General features: G+C 34.8%; 11 protein-coding genes. 5 read left to right on the forward strand and 6 right to left on the reverse strand.

Features of this window, described 5'->3' with window-relative positions:
- Positions 1-29: 29 nt before the first annotated feature.
- Complete coding sequence (locus AB4Y30_RS15955; protein WP_368653167.1) at positions 30-3,242, reverse strand: GW dipeptide domain-containing protein; 3,213 nt, start codon at positions 3,240-3,242, stop codon at positions 30-32.
- 608 nt (positions 3,243-3,850) lie between these two features.
- Between AB4Y30_RS15955 and tagD the strand changes: the two genes are divergently transcribed.
- The 4 genes from tagD (at position 3,851) to AB4Y30_RS15975 (ending at position 8,722) form a co-directional block, all read left to right on the forward strand.
- The gene (gene tagD, locus AB4Y30_RS15960) at positions 3,851-4,249 is read left to right on the forward strand and encodes a glycerol-3-phosphate cytidylyltransferase (protein WP_368653168.1); all 399 of its coding nucleotides are present in this window, start codon (positions 3,851-3,853) and stop codon (positions 4,247-4,249) included.
- Positions 4,233-5,426 (forward strand): CDP-glycerol glycerophosphotransferase family protein, encoded by a 1,194-nt coding sequence (locus AB4Y30_RS15965; protein ID WP_368653169.1) that lies wholly within the window; start codon positions 4,233-4,235, stop codon positions 5,424-5,426. Before tagD ends, AB4Y30_RS15965 begins: the two co-directional genes overlap by 17 nt.
- A 178-nt stretch (positions 5,427-5,604) precedes the next feature.
- A complete protein-coding gene (locus AB4Y30_RS15970) occupies positions 5,605-6,615 on the forward strand; it encodes an LCP family protein (RefSeq protein ID WP_368653170.1) in 1,011 nt (336 codons plus the stop codon).
- 517 nt (positions 6,616-7,132) lie between these two features.
- Complete coding sequence (locus AB4Y30_RS15975; protein ID WP_368653171.1) at positions 7,133-8,722, forward strand: ABC transporter substrate-binding protein; 1,590 nt, start codon at positions 7,133-7,135, stop codon at positions 8,720-8,722.
- A gap of 56 nt (positions 8,723-8,778) precedes the next feature.
- Here the strand turns inward: AB4Y30_RS15975 and AB4Y30_RS15980 are convergent, their stop codons facing one another.
- Complete coding sequence (locus AB4Y30_RS15980; RefSeq protein WP_368653172.1) at positions 8,779-9,960, reverse strand: M20 family metallopeptidase; 1,182 nt, start codon at positions 9,958-9,960, stop codon at positions 8,779-8,781.
- A 241-nt stretch (positions 9,961-10,201) separates the two neighbouring features.
- Here AB4Y30_RS15980 and AB4Y30_RS15985 point away from each other — a divergent pair, with 241 nt between their 5' ends.
- Positions 10,202-12,058: an LTA synthase family protein gene (locus AB4Y30_RS15985; protein WP_368653173.1), complete on the forward strand. Its 1,857-nt coding sequence runs from the start codon at positions 10,202-10,204 to the stop codon at positions 12,056-12,058.
- 67 nt (positions 12,059-12,125) lie between these two features.
- Here AB4Y30_RS15985 and AB4Y30_RS15990 read toward each other — a convergent pair whose 3' ends face one another.
- From AB4Y30_RS15990 to AB4Y30_RS16005, 4 genes are all read right to left on the reverse strand, one after another.
- Complete coding sequence (locus tag AB4Y30_RS15990; RefSeq protein WP_368653174.1) at positions 12,126-13,595, reverse strand: M81 family metallopeptidase; 1,470 nt, start codon at positions 13,593-13,595, stop codon at positions 12,126-12,128.
- A gap of 191 nt (positions 13,596-13,786) precedes the next feature.
- Entirely contained in the window at positions 13,787-15,136 is a 1,350-nt protein-coding gene (locus tag AB4Y30_RS15995; RefSeq protein ID WP_368653175.1) for a CapA family protein, read from the reverse strand.
- 79 nt (positions 15,137-15,215) lie between these two features.
- Positions 15,216-16,829 (reverse strand): ABC transporter substrate-binding protein, encoded by a 1,614-nt coding sequence (locus AB4Y30_RS16000; RefSeq protein ID WP_368653176.1) that lies wholly within the window; start codon positions 16,827-16,829, stop codon positions 15,216-15,218.
- A gap of 259 nt (positions 16,830-17,088) precedes the next feature.
- A complete protein-coding gene (locus AB4Y30_RS16005; protein ID WP_368653177.1) occupies positions 17,089-17,874 on the reverse strand; it encodes a serine hydrolase in 786 nt (261 codons plus the stop codon).
- Between the last annotated feature and the right edge of the window lie 54 nt (positions 17,875-17,928).

The raw sequence follows: 17,928 nt of genomic DNA on the forward strand, positions 1-17,928 counted from the left end.
AAAAATCCTCTTTCATGTACTTTATAATTTTATTTATATTTTACAATATCAAAATGTAATGTTGGATTATTTAATTGATTATACATATTCTTAATATTAGATATTTGCTTAATAGACCAAGCGATATCAGATGCATATTGGTGGGTCGAAGGCGCTACTGGATTCCAACGCATCTTATATAAGGTATTTTGTTTATAAGTACCGTGTATATATTTTTCACCTATAAACTTTGCTCCGCCTCTTATTGCAGTATCAGGAGTAAACCATCCTTCATTATATGCCCGTATTGCACCTGTATTTAACGCATTTCCATCTACTGCACCAATACCAAACATATTATAGGTCGTTTTAATATTAGTTAAGCTATTACGATTAGCATTTGTAACCCTCACTGGATTGCCATTACTATTTAATCCAACCTCAACCCCATTTGCAAGAGCAGAAGTTCCATGCCCCGTTTCAAGAATTGCATGTGATATCAGATAGACTTCATTTATATTTTCTGCTTTCGCTGCGTTAATAAATGCTTGTCCTCGATTGTTCAATACACCTTTTCCTGCTAATAATTTATTTAGTTCAGATGCAGGTACATTAACACTTGAATCTAAACGTAAATGTTGAAACTCATCATTTTTATTAGGATCAAGATATTCTCTAATATCTCCTGCTAAAGGTCTTAACCAAGTAGAACGGATCTGATGCCAACTATCACTAGGTTTATAATTTACAACATTCACTTCTTGCCTTTGGTTAAGTTGTGCAAATGCATGAAAAGTAGTTCCTTTTCCTTCTCGCACATTAACAATTGCTGTAGAAATAGCTTTCGTCCCTGTAACATCAGCGGAATGTACATAATATGTTTTATTATTTATATTAACAGAGTACCATAGACTATTTCCGCTTCCCGTATGTCCAGTAATAGAAATATTGTCACCTTGTTTTAATGTTGTTATTGTTTTACTAGAAACATTTGCCTGTTCTTTTATTTCAGCAGTATTACTATATATTGTTGCATCTCCAGTTAATCGTAAATAACTTCCACTAACATAGGATGATTTATTCCTAAATTTATCTGTCATGATTGGACTACTCACACTATTGGCATTGGTTTGTCTACTCAATGCTTCATTAAAACTGTAACGAGATTGAGTGTTTTCGTATAAGGGTGTTCTTTTTTCTTCTACATAGCTAGAATGTACCCATATTCTTTTCCCTTGAAAATCTCCACGATACCAAGTATTGTTTCCTACTTTTTCGGTTAGATGTACTTGGAAAACTTGTCCTTTATATTTAGTTAAGCTGGAAAATACGGTATCTTTATTGCCACCCCAAGCTTTGGAAGTCGCTTTTCCAGTACCTTTAATTGTAAAGATTTTCGATTGCTTATCTACGCTTGTATGTGGATGAGTACTGAGATCCTTCGCATTGACCCAACCAATGACACCTTTGGTGGCACTTGGCTCTGTACTTAGGAGATAAAAAGTGTCATTGCCTACCTTAGCTTGTCTTTTAATATAGTAAACTTTATTCTTGTAGGCATCTCCTGCATTAAAGGAAGCTCCATTTAATTCTTTGTAGACCTTTATGGTTCCAGCACGGAAGTGTCCTAATCTACTTGTTTTACTTTCTATTGCCTCTTCTACTTGACTAGCATGTACCCATATTCTTTTTCCTTGAAAATCTCCGCGGTACCAAGTATTGTTGCCTACTTTTTCTGTTAAATGAACTTGAAAGGCTTGCCCTTTATATTTGGTTAAGCTGGAAAACACGGTATCTTTACTTCCACCCCAAGCTTTAGAAGTTGCTTTTCCATTGCCTTTAAGCGTAAAATTTTTCTTTTGTTTGTCGACACCAGTATGTGGATGGGTACTAAGATCCTTCGCATTCACCCAACCAATGACACCTTTGGTGGCACTAGGTTCTGTACTTAGGAGATAAAAGGTGTCTTTGCCTACCTTAGCTTGTCTTTTAATATAGTAAACTTTATTCTTGTAGGCATCTCCCGCATTAAAGGAAGCTCCATTTAATTGCTTATACACCTTTTTGGTTCCAGCACGGAAATGGCCTAATCTACTTGTAGCGCTTTCTTTAGGTGCTTCTACATAATTAGCGTGCAGCCAAACTCTTTTCCCATCTAAATCTCCGCGATACCAAGTATTGTTTCCTACTTTTTCTGTTAGGTTTACTCGGAAGCTTTGCCCTTTATACTTATTCATATTTCCATAAACGGTATCCTTACTGCCGCCCCAAGCTTTGGTTGTAGCCTTTCCATTGCCTTTGATCGTCAGGACTTTTTGATGCTTATCGACTCCGGTATGCGTATGCGTACTAACATCTTTCGCATTCACCCAACCAACGACACCTTTGGTGGCACTAGGTTCTGTACTCATAAGATAAAAAGTATTATTGCCTACTTTGGCTTGCCTTTTAATATAGTAGACTTTATTTTTGTAAGCATCTCCTGCGTTAAAGGAAGCTCCATTTAACTGCTTATACACTTTGATCGTTCCAGCACGGAAATGACCGAGTCTACTTGTCTTACTTTCTTGAATGGAGGCACTTTGTGAGAAAGTCATGATATTCAAATTCGCAGGTTTGTTTTCTACTATTTCACTAGCCTCGTTTTCACTTTCTTCTGTGGATGGGTCAGACTCTGCCTCTTCTGCTTCTTCTACCACTTCTGGTTGTTGCTCCTCGAGGTCTTCTTCAACTGCTTCTGTTGATTGTTCCTCATTGTTCTCTTGTTCATCCTCTAACGGCTGTTCGTTTGCATCTTCTGATAAATTTTCTTCTGTATGTATGTCTTCATCAGCATCATTTTCTAGATCCTGATCAACATCTGATTCTTCAGCTTCAAAGAGCTTAGCTTCCCATTCTTCTAAGGAATAGATGTATTCATTTGGTATGTAACCTTCCATAACTTGTGGTGCTTCATCTGTTTCTAACACTTCATCCTCTTTTAAAATAAAGTGGATGAACGAAACTTCTTCCGTTTCACTCTTTTCGATAAAGAGTAAATCTACTTCGGAGGGATTCGGGATAGTGTGACTAATAGATTCTAGTAGTTCGTCTTCATAGACATGGATTTCCTCAGTTTCCTCATCTGTATACAAGATGACGCTTTCTTCAACAGAAGTCTCTTCTCCCTTAACATTTTCTGTTGAGGCTTCAGCTAAGAAAGAAGCTGGAAACAGGGTTGTAAACAACATAAATATAATAACAATGGTTGAAATTTTTTTCATTTTTTCCTCCTTATCTTATAAATAACTAATCGAATGAAAAAAAGAATTGGTATAGAAGAGTTTTATTTAAACTTTTTTTCGTTACACAATCTTGATTAAAATTTAACAGGCATTCATTTGTTTTTTCTAGATTTATTTAAGCGCATAACCTCCTATTAAAATAATATTTACCTTTTTCTTATTTTTATTTTCATTACGAATTTGTGTAGATATAAGATTTGTTTATGAAACTAAACACTTTTCTTTTTCAGGGTAATTATAACTAGGTTCAAAAGACTACAAAAATATCATAAGGAAATTACATTCTCTTATAAATGTAATTAATACAGCCTATGCACGTAATCTTTTTGTAATTCGAAGTTCATTTCGTAATGAAAAATTATTACTATTTTAATATACCATTTCTTTACAGAAAAATAAATTGACCATTTCAGTGAAAAATAACTCACTTATTCTGTTTTTCTAGTGACTAGCTTGTAACTTATTACCATTGCAAAATCTTTACATTTCTCATAAACTACTTGTATTAATACAACTTTGACTCTATCATAGTAAGATATGATAAAATAAATATAAAATTTATGTAAAATTCTTTGGAGGTTCTATAAATGAAGAAAGTAATTACGTATGGAACATTTGATTTACTTCATACGGGGCATATAAATATTTTACGTCGTGCTAAGCAGTTAGGGGATTACCTTGTTGTTGCTATTTCATCTGATGAATTTAATGCAGAAAAAGGTAAAAAAGCTTATTATTCCTTTGAACAGCGCAAAGCTATCTTAGAAGCAATTCGTTATGTAGATGAAGTGATTCCTGAACATAATTGGGAACAAAAAATAAAAGATGTAAAAGATCATGATATTGATGTTTTTGTTATGGGAGATGACTGGAAAGGCGAATTTGACTTTTTAAATGACCTTTGTGAAGTAGTTTATTTACCCCGTACCGTTGGGATTTCAACAACACAGATCAAAAAGGATCTAAATAATGCGAACAATCTTTAGAGAAATAGCTATCACTCTCTACTTAACTTTATTTAAAACATTTTTTTCAATCTGCCAACTATTCCCCCAAAAGAACAAGACAGTTTTTGTCTCCTCTTTTGGGGATAATATTTTCTATGTATTAGAAGAAGTTAAAAAAACAGATTCAGAGATTATACTTCTATCCACCAATTCTAGTAAAAACATTATAAATCATACCGATTATCCTGTATTGAATTTCAATGAAAAGCATGTACTAGACTGGATAAAATCTATTTACCATCTTGCTACTGCGAATGTTATTTTTATTGATAATTATTATGGTTTTCTAGCAGCAACAAATTTCAAAAAAAATGTTATATGTGTTCAACTATGGCATGCAGCTGGAGCGATTAAACAATTTGCTTTAAAGGATCCTTCAAACAGTCAAAGGTCACATCGAGCAAACGCTCGTTTCCGAAAAGTTTATAATCGTTTTGATAAAATTGTAGTTGGATCAGAAAAAATGGCAAATATTATGAAAAGTAGCTTTGGAGCTAATGATGACAAAATTCTTCGCACTGGAATCCCTCGCACTGATTTTTTTTATGATATAGAAAAAGTTGCTAAAGCAAAACAAAAATTATACGATTCTATACCTGCTGCAAAACAGAAAAAAGTAATTTTATATGCACCAACTTTTCGAGAAAATCAATCTCAGCTTACAAAATTTCATTTAGATTTAAATAGAATGTTTGAGGAATTAAAGGATGATTATATTTTGCTAGTTCGTGCTCATCCGTCTATCAAAGCAAGTTTTATAGATTCTTTTCCAGGCTTTCTTTATGATGTTTCTCAAGTTAGACATGTAAACGAAATTTTAACAATTACAGATATCCTTATCACAGACTATTCTTCTATTCCATTTGAATTTTCCTTGTTGAAAAAGCCTATGTACTTCTTTCCTTATGATTTATTTGAATATATGGAGGAAAGAGGTTTTTATGAGCCATATGAATCACTAGTACCTGGCCCAATTGCCTTTGAAACAAAAGAGTTGATTCAAATGATTAAAGAGAATGCTTATTCTCCTGAGAGATTGGAGCGATTCCAGCACCAATGGAATACTTATTCAACAGGTGATGCAAGCCTTCAACTAATTCAGGCCATTTATCCAGAAGAAACGAAAGAGCAGGATGTAGCTATACTAAAAGAATAAAGTACAGCCTGACGACCTTTTAACATTTTGCAACAAAATTGTAAAGTTTTTATCTCAATGAAAACTATGTTTTAAAAGTATTTTCGTGTAGAATATAAAATAATGTGCAATATTTGTTGAATTGGTAATTTATAAAAGTGATTATTGGATATCATGTTAATTTGGAAAGGGTATTATTATGACAAATACAAGAATTGTTAGAAGGCGAGTTCAACAAAACCAACCACCGCCTCCTAAGAAAAAAAGAAAAGTTTTAAAACGTATATTTCTTGTTCTACTCCTTGCCTTTTTAAGTGTCCTTGGATACGGAACATATTTATACGTCAAAGCTGGCAATACATTGTCTGATTCTTATGTGAATGATGGCAGGGAAAAATCAGAGTTACGGGATGAATTTGTTGATCCTACTAAGGATAATATTTCCATGTTAATTATGGGAGTAGATACGAGTGAAAAACGTGAAGGTGCTGGAACTCCTAGGACAGATGCACTAATGGTAGCAACATTCAATAAAAATGATAAAAGTGTAAATTTACTCAGTATTCCTAGAGACTCTTATGTGTATATCCCAGAGGTAGATCGTGAAACTAAGATCAACCACGCACATGCATATGGAGGCCCGAATGCGACAATTGATACTGTAGAAAATTTATTAGATATTCCAATTGATTATTGGATAACATTAAATTTTGAAGCATTTATCGATGTAGTAGATGCTATCGGCGGAATTACAGTTGATGTTCCATATGACTTTGAAGAGCAAGATTCCAAAGATAGAGCAGGAGCTATTTCCTTGAAAGAAGGAATTCAAGATTTAGATGGTGAAGAAGCACTTGCACTTGCAAGAACACGTAAAAAAGATTCTGATGTAATGCGTGGGCAAAGACAACAAGATATTATTAAGGCCATTGCCAAAAAGAGTGTATCTTTAGGGTCTGTCTTCAAATATGATGATATTATTGATGCTGTTGGAAAGAACATGTCTACCAATATGAAATTTGCAGAAATGAGAGCATTGGTTCATTATGCGACAACCAACCTTGATATTGAAACATTCACTTTAGAAGGTGAAGATTACTGGCCACCAGGTAGTGCTTATTACTGGATGATTGATGAAGAAGCACTAGGAGAAACAAAAGCTATGTTACAAAAACATTTAGATATAACTAGACCTACTGTGGTACAATAAATTGTTCTAAAATTAGTTAAAGATACTAACCAAATAAAAACTGATGACTGTCCTCTTGATTGTTGATTCTAACAATGAGGGGGCAGTTTTCTTATGACATAATTATTCATTTAAATATAATTTGCCACTTGTAATAAAATGTTCAATTTATTAATTCAATTGAAATGTTATTATTAGGAGCATAGAAATGTTATAGTATATTTAAGTTATTTCATGCGAACATTTATGTATTATTCCTTTTATACACAACATAGTGAAAGAAAATGATTACAAATTGGAATTTGTAATCATTTTCTCATACCAAAACATAGTCCTTTTGGTTTGGGCATAAAGATTTATTTATTTCCAACTCAAAAACCCTGTTAATTTCCCCTTAAAATCTACCAAATTTTCAAAATAAACATCTTTGACAGAAATTTAAAATTTCGATATGATGTAACCTAGATGTTTTTAATTAAGAAGAGGAATTGTAAGCGCTATCTAAAATTAATCAATCATATTTAAGGGGGATTTTTCTATGTATTTAAGTAAAACTCGCATCCTATTAGCATTCGGATTACTGCTTGCTGTATTAATTGGGTGCTCCTCTAACTCTGACGGGGGCTCAGACACAGATAATGAGCAACAAGAGGGAGAAGAACAGACACAAGAAGGCGGTACCTTAAACTTCGCTTTTCATTTACAACCACCATCCTTAGATCCACATACGAATACAGATATTGGAACTCGTGATATTTCCCAGCATATTTTCGAAGCTTTGGTAACAATGAATTCTAGTTTAGAGGTTGAACCAATGCTAGCAGAGGATTTTGAAATTAGCGATGATGGGAAAGAAGTAACCTTCAATTTAAGAGAAGGTATACTATTCCACAATGGTGAGGAAATGACTGCTGAAGATGTTATCGCATCATTAGAGAGATGGCAATCGCTTTCTTCTCAAGCACAGACATATCATGGTGAAACAACATTTGAAGCGGCTGATGAGTACACTGTCATTGCACATATTCCAAATCCAAGTACAATGGACATGTATATTTTCGCTGACATGACACAATTTGCTGCAATTATGCCAAAAGAAATAGTAGAAGAAGCAGGAGCCGAAATTGTTAGTGACTATATTGGTACAGGTCCATATCAATTCTCTGAATTTCGTCAAGACCAATATGTACATTTAGTTCGCAATGAAAACTATCAATCTCGTACTGAAGCATCAGATGCTTTAGCAGGCGAAAAGAAAGCTATTTTAGACGAAATCTATTTCCACTTTGTAACAGATGCTTCTACTCGTGTTGCAGGCTTACAATCTGGAGAATATGATATTGCAAATGCCATTCCACAGGATTCTGCAATGCAGTTAGAGTCAAGTGAAGATATCCAGCTTAATATTGCTGCTAACTCTTTTCCGACATTGATTTTTAATAAGAGCAATGGAGTATTTTCTGATTTAGAATTCAGAAAAATTGCTAATACAGCCATCAACGTGGAAGATATGCTGATTGCAGCATATGGTAATGAAAACTACTATGTAAAAGATCACGCACTTGTACAAGAAGAACAAGCAGGCTGGTATTCTGAAGCAGGAAAGGATATATTCGAAACCTATGATCCTGAACTTGCAAAAGAAATGCTAGAAGAGTCTGATTATGACGGAGAAGAAATTGTTATCTTAACTTCCCGTGAAAATCCCGATGAGTACAATATGTCTGTAGTAGCAGAAGAGTCTTTAAAAAGTATTGGTATGAATGTTACACTTGCTGAAAGTGACTGGGGCACTGTTTTAGAAAAACGCGAGGATGAGGAAGCATGGGATATATTCTTTACTTCCTTCGCGATGCGTCCTATGCCTACACAGTATTTATTTTTAAACCAAGGATGGTTTGGCTGGACAGATAGTGAAGAGCTTCGAAGCTTGGGTGAGCAAATCGTAAATGCTGGTTCAATTGAAGAAGCCCAACAGTTCAAAGATGATTATCATCAAGCATTTTGGGAGTATCTACCAGTAATTAAACCTGGTAATAAAACAGGTATCACAGCTCTTCGCAGTAATGTAGAAGGCTTTGATTATTTAACAGGTCCAATTGTATGGAATGTAACAATAGATAAGTGATATCAATAAGAGGACATGACAGCAAAAGCTTGTCATGTCCTCTTTATAATTAATTTCTATTTTAAATCTTCTAATGTCTGTAATGCCGCTCCACCTAATGTCTTCGCTGCAATAGCGAGTGCACGCTCATCAAAATTAAATTTTGGATGATGATGTGGATAAACAGCTTCTCCATCTGAAATTTGTGCTCCAGTGAAGAAGAATGTACCAGGTACATGTTCTAAATAATAAGACATATCTTCCCCACCCATACGGGGTGCTGCTTCGATAACATCTGTAACTCCTGGTACAGATTCAGCAAACGCTGATAAAAATTCTGTTTCCTTCTTATGATTTACTAGTGGCGGATATCCACGATGGAATTCGAATTTATAATCTACATCTGCAGACAAGCATGTACCTTTAACAATTCTCTCCATTTCTTTTTCTACTAAAGAGCGAATATCTTCTTTAAATGTACGTACTGTTCCAGCTAAAACTGTTTTATCAGCAATTACATTAAATGCATTGCTTGCTACAAAATTACCTACAGAAACAACGGCTGATTCAATTGGATCTACACGGCGACTAACAAGCTGCTGTAAATTTGTTACTAATTGGGAAGCAACAACAATAGAATCCTTAGTTAGATGCGGTTGCGCCCCATGTCCACCTCTACCTTGAATTTCAATATGAAATCGATCTGCTGCTGCCATTGTTGGACCAGTTCGATATTGGATATTTCCTACTGGCATTAAGGATTGTAAATGCGTTCCATAAATTACGTCTACACCTTCTAGACAACCATCTTTAATCATTGCAATTGCACCACCTGGCGCCATTTCTTCGGCATGTTGATGGATAAATACAATGGTACCAGCAATCTCATCCTTTATTTTACATAAAGCTTTTGCCAGACCTAATAAAGTCGCTGTATGTCCATCATGCCCACACGCATGCATTACACCATCATTTTTGGATTTGTATTCTACACCTGTTTCTTCATGAATAGGCAAAGCATCAAAATCAGCACGCAATGCCACTGTCTTCCCTGGCTTACCTCCACGTAAAGTAGCTACTACACCTCGCTCACCAACACCTTCACGAACTTCTAGTCCTAACTCACGGTGATATGCTGCAATATATTTTGGTGTTTCCACTTCATGAAATGAAAGCTCTGGATTTTGATGTAAATGACGACGGATTTGTACGATTTCGTCATAGTTTTCATCAATTAATTGATATAATTTTTCTAACATCTTATTTCCCTCCAAAATAACTTATACTAGATTAATTTCTATACCATTCTTTTATATTTTAACATTTATTATGTAGCTAAACATCATAATATTAAGAATTTTAACTTTCGTTTGTTCATTCGAATCTCCTAAGTCGTAATTTCCTTGAAATTACATTGACAATAAGCTTTTTCTTTAGTAACTTATTAACAATGTACAGAATCTGCTTTGTTTTTTATAAAGATTAAAGGAAGAAAAAACAATGAATTATAGAAAAATATTTTTGTATATCATTTATATTATCTTGTCCCTTACAGTCATCTACATCAATGCATACTTCGTAGTAGAATGGCTAAACCGTAGTCTTTTCACAGATTTCACCATAAACATCGATCGAATTGGAGAATCATTTTCAAATGGGATGTCCATCATCATTGTATTATCCCTACTCATTTTTTCATTAGTCGGCTCTGTTATTACAAGTGTGCTCATCGTAAATGTTATTTCTGCACTTCTCGTTGTAGCTAATCATTTAAAAGTACAGGAAAGAAATGATCTATTAACATTTTCTGAACTGAAAACTATCAGTTCCCCAAAAGATGTTATCGCCTTAGTAGAAGTTTCAATGGGAATCGTTTTAACCGCTTTCATTATACTTACAGTAGTACTCATTCTTTTACATATCATAATCAGTAAATTAGGAAAAAGATTAGGTGTACGTTTTAATTATAAATTCCGTCTAGTTATTTTAGTGTGTTCCTCTGCCTTCTTAATGGGTGTATATACTTTTCCAAATGAGTTTAATGAACGGGTTATGCTTTACCCTAAATCAGAAAGTCATAATTTTAACCCACTCAAAAGAGCACAAGAAGACGGATTTATACCGACCCTATTGAGTACAATTAAACCAGATTATATGGAAAAGCCAACAAAATATGAGAAGAAAAAAGTTGTAGAAATTAAAAGTAAATATGAAGAAAAGGCAGAAATGATCAATGAAAACCGCTTACAATATTTTAATGATGCTGTAACCATCTTATATTTAAGTGAATCTCTTATAAATCCAGATAAGTGGCCGTTATTTCTAGACAATGAGGAAACATTACCTTACATTAATTCCCTACTTGATCAACAATATAGTGGAACAATGTATAGTCAATTTGTAGGTGGTGGGACGGCTAATATTGAATGGTCAGTTTTAACATCTTTTAGTTTAGAAGCTTTTTATTCACCGATTTCTACTACTCCTTACTCAGACTTTTATGTTGATTCACCTAGTCATAGTACTATATTACAAAGTACTGATAAGGAAGCTATTGCTATACATCCATATACAGCGCACCTTTATAAGAGAAGAGCTATATATTCAAAAATTGGCATAGATGAATTTAAATTTCTTGATAATGGAATTAAATACACGGAGAAAATCGGAAATCACCATCGCGTTTCCGACGCATCATTAAATAAAGAAATTTTCGACGAACTCGAAAAAGATACAACTGGGATTATGCATGTGCTTTCTATGCAAAACCACTCACCCTATGATCGAGATATTCCAGATTCCGACTTCCATCCTAACATTGATAAAGAATTTTTCTCTGAAGGGAAGGAAACCGAATTAATTAATTATTTACAAGGCTTGAGAGAAACAGACAATGTAATGGTAGAGTTAATTGATTATATAAATAATAGTGATAAAGATATCAATCTATTATTTTATGGGGATCATTTCCCTAACGTTTTTAATGGTATCTCAGAAAAATTCGGTGAATTTGGTAGGCATGAAACACCATGGTTTATTTATTTAAATAATGATCGAAATCAAATACAGAAGAAAAAAGAATTATTATCTCCATTATTTTTAACAACTGCCATGTTGGAAGCAGGTAATTATAAGGTTTCTCCTTTTCAAGGCCTACTGACAACTTTATACGAACAACAAGTTAGCCGTATTGGTATGGATTATATTTATAAAAACGAAGAGAAAATAATGGATGAAGATTTACCAAAAGAAACGCTGGAGCTTATACAAGACTATCGTATCATCATGTTCGATGCATTATTCGGAAAAAACTATCTTGATGAAGACTTTTATACGATGCCTAAAAGTAACCAATAAAAGTTAGCGATTCAAAAATGTCCTTTCTACTAATGATAGAATATTAGTAGAAAGGACATTTTATTAACTAATACTTTACATCTTCATCAATTGGAAAAATAGGTCGAGGTATATGCTTATAATCATAATAAGCTGGATTACTCGTACTAATTCCTGGTGAATCTGCTGTAACAATTTTCTTCGCATATGGCTCAAATCCAGCACGGAAATGCTGACATGATTTTAATGCCACAATCTTATAATCCATAATATTAATTCCATGTAATGTGAATACTTCTTTATCTAATGTTTGAGATTTTCCAGAGCAGACAATTACATCAACATTGCCAATTTGTAGGCGTGTTGATTTACCATAATCTATTTGTGCCCCCTGTGACATTGGTGAGGACTGAATAAATCTTCCATCTGTAATGCTTTTCACATATGCAGTTACTGCTATAGGCTCACCATGGCGATCATCTGTTTTCCCGCCGAGCTTCACTTCGATCGTTGCTCCTACTCCTGCTTCATGAGCAATTTCTGCTACTTCTGGGTCACGAATAAAGCCAAATGCGGTCTCACTTTCATTTTTTTCAAGCAGAGCTTTTAGTAAGTTGGTTCCATCACCAGGGGCTCCACTTCCAGGGTTATCAGATGTTTCATTAATTACAATCGGCTTTCCTTCTGTAGCAAGCGCTTCTTCAATAGCTCCTGCTGGATCAGGATATTTATTAATAAATCCATCTCGAAGTTCCCAGACTTTACGCGCTACTTCTTTACTTAATTTATCTGCTTTTTCTTTATCATCATCCGTGATAACGATAGCACATGCTCCTGTGTTTTCTGTATCTGCACGAGCAAATCCGTGGAAGAATGTACAATCCACTACTCCCTCTTCTTCCTCTTTTGCAAAGCAAAATTCCTTCATATCTTTAGCAGGTGATTGAAAGGTTGTATTGGGAAACATCAATAATGGAATATGCTCAATTGCCATTACTGGATTGATTTCTCCTTTTACAATACGTACAGCAACATCCATTGCTTTAGCTCCCGCTTCATAAGAATCAATATGCGGGTATTCCTTTACTCCAATCAATGCATTCGCTTCATTTACCATAAGATCTGTTAAATTTCCATGTAAATCTAATGATACAACAATAGGAATCTCATACCCTACTTCTGCACGAACTGCTTTCAGTACCTCTCCCTCTAAATCTGTGTATTTCTCTGCTACACCTGCTCCGTGCAATGCTAAGCAAATTGCATCGAGTTCTCCTGCTGCTTTGATTCGTTTAATTAATTCATCAACTAATGTTTCAAATGTTTCCTTCGATACTAAACCTGATGGGTTACAATTAGCAGAGAATGTCGGTACTAATTCTACATCAAGCTCTGTTCCTTTTGTAATCATCCCACCTAGATAATTGCGTACCTGTTGATGTTTTTCAATTAATTGTTGATCATAGGTCCACTCCGCTTTCTGAAATGTCTCCACTACTGTTGGTACTAAAGAAAACGTGCTTGTCTCATGAGCTATTTGACCAATTGCTATTCTCACTTGAATCACTCCTGGTATTTTTTTGATTACATATTCCATCATATCATTTTTCAAACATTCTTACTTAATTGAATTTCTTAATGAATAAGATTGATGTAAAATTCAATTTTTATATGTTCTAAGATTACTAAGGTTTTTCAAAAAACAAAACCACGCGATGAACATTTTTTAGATGCATCGCGTGGTTAATCTTAATCTAATTTCACAATTGCACGACCATCTTCATCAATGACTAAATCTGTGCCGAATTCTTTGGAAAGGTCGTCTAACTTCTTCATAATTTCTCTTCCTTGCTCACCTGTTGCTAAGTATGGACGTCCACGATGATGCGGAGTATCCCCTCTAGTTAAACCAACTGGTAAAATTTCAATTTCGTTTAATTTTCCATCTTTAAAATGGCAGACTGGCATAAATGATTGCCAATATAATGCACTTCCTGGGAATCCTTTCTTCCCTCCATCACTACGTTTATGGAAAATTTCACTAGGTGTCATTGAAGCATCTACTTTAAAGCGATTATATGAATCTTGAGGTAGCTTATACACTAGCTCATTATGACCAATAAAGTTAGCTAAACTATAGAAAATTGGCTTACCTTTATACATTTCCATTCCACGAATAAGATGTGGTCCGTGCATAGCAACAACATCGGCTCCCTCGTCAATAATACGATGGGCGAATTCACGAATAAATTCTGCTGGATGCTCTCGAGTAATAGATTGTTCATGGGCATGTAAACTCATAATCACTACATCTGCACGTGATTTTGCTTCTCTTACCCATTTAATAATATCATTTAAATCTTTCTCATTTGGACGAGAAATAACCTTCGGCTCGTCTCCTACTCGGAAGCTTGCTGCTAATGTTCCTGCAACTCGGAAATTAGAATCTTCAAATTGATAAATATCTGGATCTGCTGGAGGAGCTCCAAACCCTAAACGAATAAACTCACGACGATGCTCGCCAAATCCAAGCTGCTCATCTACTTCTTTAATAACCTTCATTTGCTCTTCTGTTACTTGATATTCTACGTCAAATTTTAGTGGATTTGAGCCAGGACGTCCTTGTACTTCAGAACGAGCTTCTCCTGCTTGATCCTCGATGAAAAATGTAGATGTTGCTGAAAGCATTGCTACAGTTCCACCTGGTACATCATGATACACTGGCATTCTTGCTTCAGTTAAATTTTTTCCAACACCTGCATAAGAGAAACCACGTTTTTCAATTTCTTCAATTGTTGTTAATAATCCATCTACACCATAGTCTAAACAATGATTGTTCGCACAAGAAAGTAAGTTAAATCCTAATTCTTTCAAATCATCTAGTACATAAGAATGAGCAGCAAAGTGCGCTCCATCACTTCTTGCGGCAGGATGACCTTTGAAATCATTTGGTAGTACTTCTAAGTTAGTAAATCGAACATCTGCTTCACGTAATTTTTCATAAAGTGCTGTTGTTGGTTCATCATTATGTACGGATATGCGACGGGCAATAATACTATCTCCTGTTAATGCAATACGAATGTTTGGCTGTTCTTTCATTGATAATCCTCCTCAGAATTTCAAAATAAAGAGGGAGTGCTAGAAAACTCACGCCCCAACATCCCTCTTTCTTTATCATTTATTCGTTAATGCTTACATTCCAAAGTACTGGTCCTAATAAAGTTTCAAATCCTTCTATAGAAGCACGATGTCCCATTACATCTGCTTTATTACCAGGTTTTAAGATTGGTAGATAGTTCCAGAATTCTGTTTGTAGTTCTTCTACTAAAGCTTTCTGCTCATTTTCGTCTGTAGTTGCTTGGATGTCTTCAATTAAAGCATCAATTTCTGGGCTATCTGTCCAGCCAGGCCATTCTGCACCAGAATCTAAGAATGGATATTGAACTGGTGTCGGACGTACTCCCCAACCACTGATGAAAATATCATAAGCTGAAGGATCTTCACGTTTTTCTAATACAGTTGACCAGTCAACTACATCAAGAACGATATTCATTCCAGCTTCTTTTAATTGTTCTTGTACTACTACAGAGAATGTATAATAATCTTCATATTCACGTGAAGTTAGAATACGAACTTCTTCACCGTTATATCCTGCTTCATCAAGTAATTGTTTCGCCTTCTCAATATCACGCTGATCGTAATTCTCACTACCTGCATCTGTATACCATGCATGACCTTCTAACATTAAAGATGGATCTAGCTCATAAAATTCAGCATCTCCATATGCCGCATGCATTACTTCTTCTAAATTAACACCTGCTGCAAATGCTTGACGCATTTTGATATCAGTAAAAATACCTTCTTTTTTGTTAAATACGAAACCAGGAATAGAGTTGATCTCTGGTAAAGTTACAACATTATCATCTGCTTGTAATTGCGGCACACTATCTGGTGATAGGAAGTTCGCAAAATGATATTCTCCAGATTGTAAACCAGCGACACGAGTAGATGCATCTGTTACAATATGGAATACAATCTCATCTGCATATGCTTCTTTTTTACCAGCCAAACCATTTGCTGGTTCTTCCGATGCTACATAGTCTTCAAATTTCAATAATTTAATATATTGATCTTGTTTCCACTCTTCAAACTTATAAGGACCTGTACCAATATATTCAGTTAATGGCTCGTCCCCTGCCGCTTCCGCAACTTCTTTTGGCATAATTGCTGCAATTTGTGTTAAGTCAGCGAAAATAAACATATCAATACCGCCAATTTTATCCAATTGAGCAATTACTGTGTAATCGCCATCCGCTTTAAAAGTTACACCACTTAAAAATGAGATAGCTTGTGCAGACTGTGCTGCCCATCTTTCCATAGATGCAACAACATCTTCTGCTGTCATTTCTTCACCATTATGGAATTTTACACCTTGTCTTAATTCAAAAGTGACTGTTGCATCCTCTTCATTAACTTCGAATGATTCTGCTAACATTGGAACAACATTCATTTCACTATCGAAAGTTACTAATTGTTCGTATATATTACGTACCATATCACGTGTTGCTGTTGCTGTTGTTCCTGTTGGATCAAGCATTGGAGGCTGCGCATTAAATGCGAAATTAAGTGTTCCTCCTGCTGTTGCTTCTGTATCTGTGTCATTATTTTCTTCCGAGTTATCCTTATCATTATTGTTCTCGCTCTCATCTTTATCTCCTGAGCAAGCACCTAGCACTAAAACAGCTGCTACTAGAAACATAACAAGCATTAACCATTTTTTGTTTTGTTTCACAACAAAACCTCCCTTATTTATGTTTAATCTGTGTATAAGCCCCCTGTGTTATCGCTTTCATCAATAACACCTTTATAAAGGTACTACATTTCGTCATAAAAATCTATATCTTTTAAATAATTTTTAATTCCCGTTTAATAAGGAATACTATGAATGGAATCTTTCCGAACATTGTTATACCAACGATTTTTGTGTTTTTTCTCCAATGCAAACGCTTAAAGTCTTTTTAATCGGAAGTATTTTTATTTTCGAAATAAACCTATTTTTGCATATATTTCATAACCTCTTTACCAACCTCACCAATAAACCGTTGCGCTTCAGTCGCATGCTCCCAGCCTGTTGTTAGTACCACAACTTTCACTTGTACTTCTTCCTTTTGCATCACTCCTATATCATGTTCAATGCCATCGAGTTCTCCAGTTTTATGTGCTATAAAAATATCTGCACCTGCAGTAGATGCATAACGTGCTAGCTTATGTTGAAATTGTTGATGGCTTAGAATCTGCTGTAGTTGATGACGACTTTGTGCAGATAACCAACTATTCTCTTCTGTAAGTATAGCTAGACAAGTCATCATATCTTGGGCTGTTGTCATATTTTCTAAACCGTCCTTTAATGCTTCGAAATCCATGAAATAACGCTTAAGCACTGTATTCTTCATACCAATACTATCCATAAACAAATTGACTTGTTCTATCCCTGCTGCATCAATAAGAATATTAGAAGCAGTATTATCCGAAACAATCATCGCAAGTTCAATATAATTTATTAAGGTTAAACTTGGATTCCCTGATAAATAATTCAACACTCCAGAACCTGCTACTTTATTCTCTACTTGGATAGGCTGATTTAATACAAGTTTTTTCTGTTCTGCTTGATATAGACATGCAAGTGCTAAAGGTACTTTAATAATGCTAGCAGAGCGCATTTTCATATCCGCATTAATAGAGATTGTCCCCTCTTCTGTTTGAATACATATAGCTACCTTTTCCTTGTGTATACGAGCTAATTGTTCTATCGATTGTTTTAATTCATAGAAAATCATCTGTCTCCTCCCTTTCGTAGAAAAGTCGCACATAGATTTGTATGCGCGACATCC

This window comes from Ornithinibacillus sp. 4-3, from assembly GCF_040958695.1.
Taxonomy (GTDB): Bacteria; Bacillota; Bacilli; order Bacillales; family Amphibacillaceae; genus CALAMD01.

What these genes read in the sequence shown, in the direction of transcription:
- AB4Y30_RS15955 (WP_368653167.1), bottom strand. Translation starts at nt 3,242, where the DNA reads ATGAAAAAAATTTCAACCATTGTTATTATATTTATGTTGTTTACAACC.
- tagD (WP_368653168.1), top strand. Translation starts at nt 3,851, where the DNA reads ATGAAGAAAGTAATTACGTATGGAACATTTGATTTACTTCATACGGGG.
- AB4Y30_RS15965 (WP_368653169.1), top strand. Translation starts at nt 4,233, where the DNA reads ATGCGAACAATCTTTAGAGAAATAGCTATCACTCTCTACTTAACTTTA.
- AB4Y30_RS15970 (WP_368653170.1), top strand. Translation starts at nt 5,605, where the DNA reads ATGACAAATACAAGAATTGTTAGAAGGCGAGTTCAACAAAACCAACCA.
- AB4Y30_RS15975 (WP_368653171.1), top strand. Translation starts at nt 7,133, where the DNA reads ATGTATTTAAGTAAAACTCGCATCCTATTAGCATTCGGATTACTGCTT.
- AB4Y30_RS15980 (WP_368653172.1), bottom strand. Translation starts at nt 9,960, where the DNA reads ATGTTAGAAAAATTATATCAATTAATTGATGAAAACTATGACGAAATC.
- AB4Y30_RS15985 (WP_368653173.1), top strand. Translation starts at nt 10,202, where the DNA reads ATGAATTATAGAAAAATATTTTTGTATATCATTTATATTATCTTGTCC.
- AB4Y30_RS15995 (WP_368653175.1), bottom strand. Translation starts at nt 15,136, where the DNA reads ATGAAAGAACAGCCAAACATTCGTATTGCATTAACAGGAGATAGTATT.
- AB4Y30_RS16005 (WP_368653177.1), bottom strand. Translation starts at nt 17,874, where the DNA reads ATGATTTTCTATGAATTAAAACAATCGATAGAACAATTAGCTCGTATA.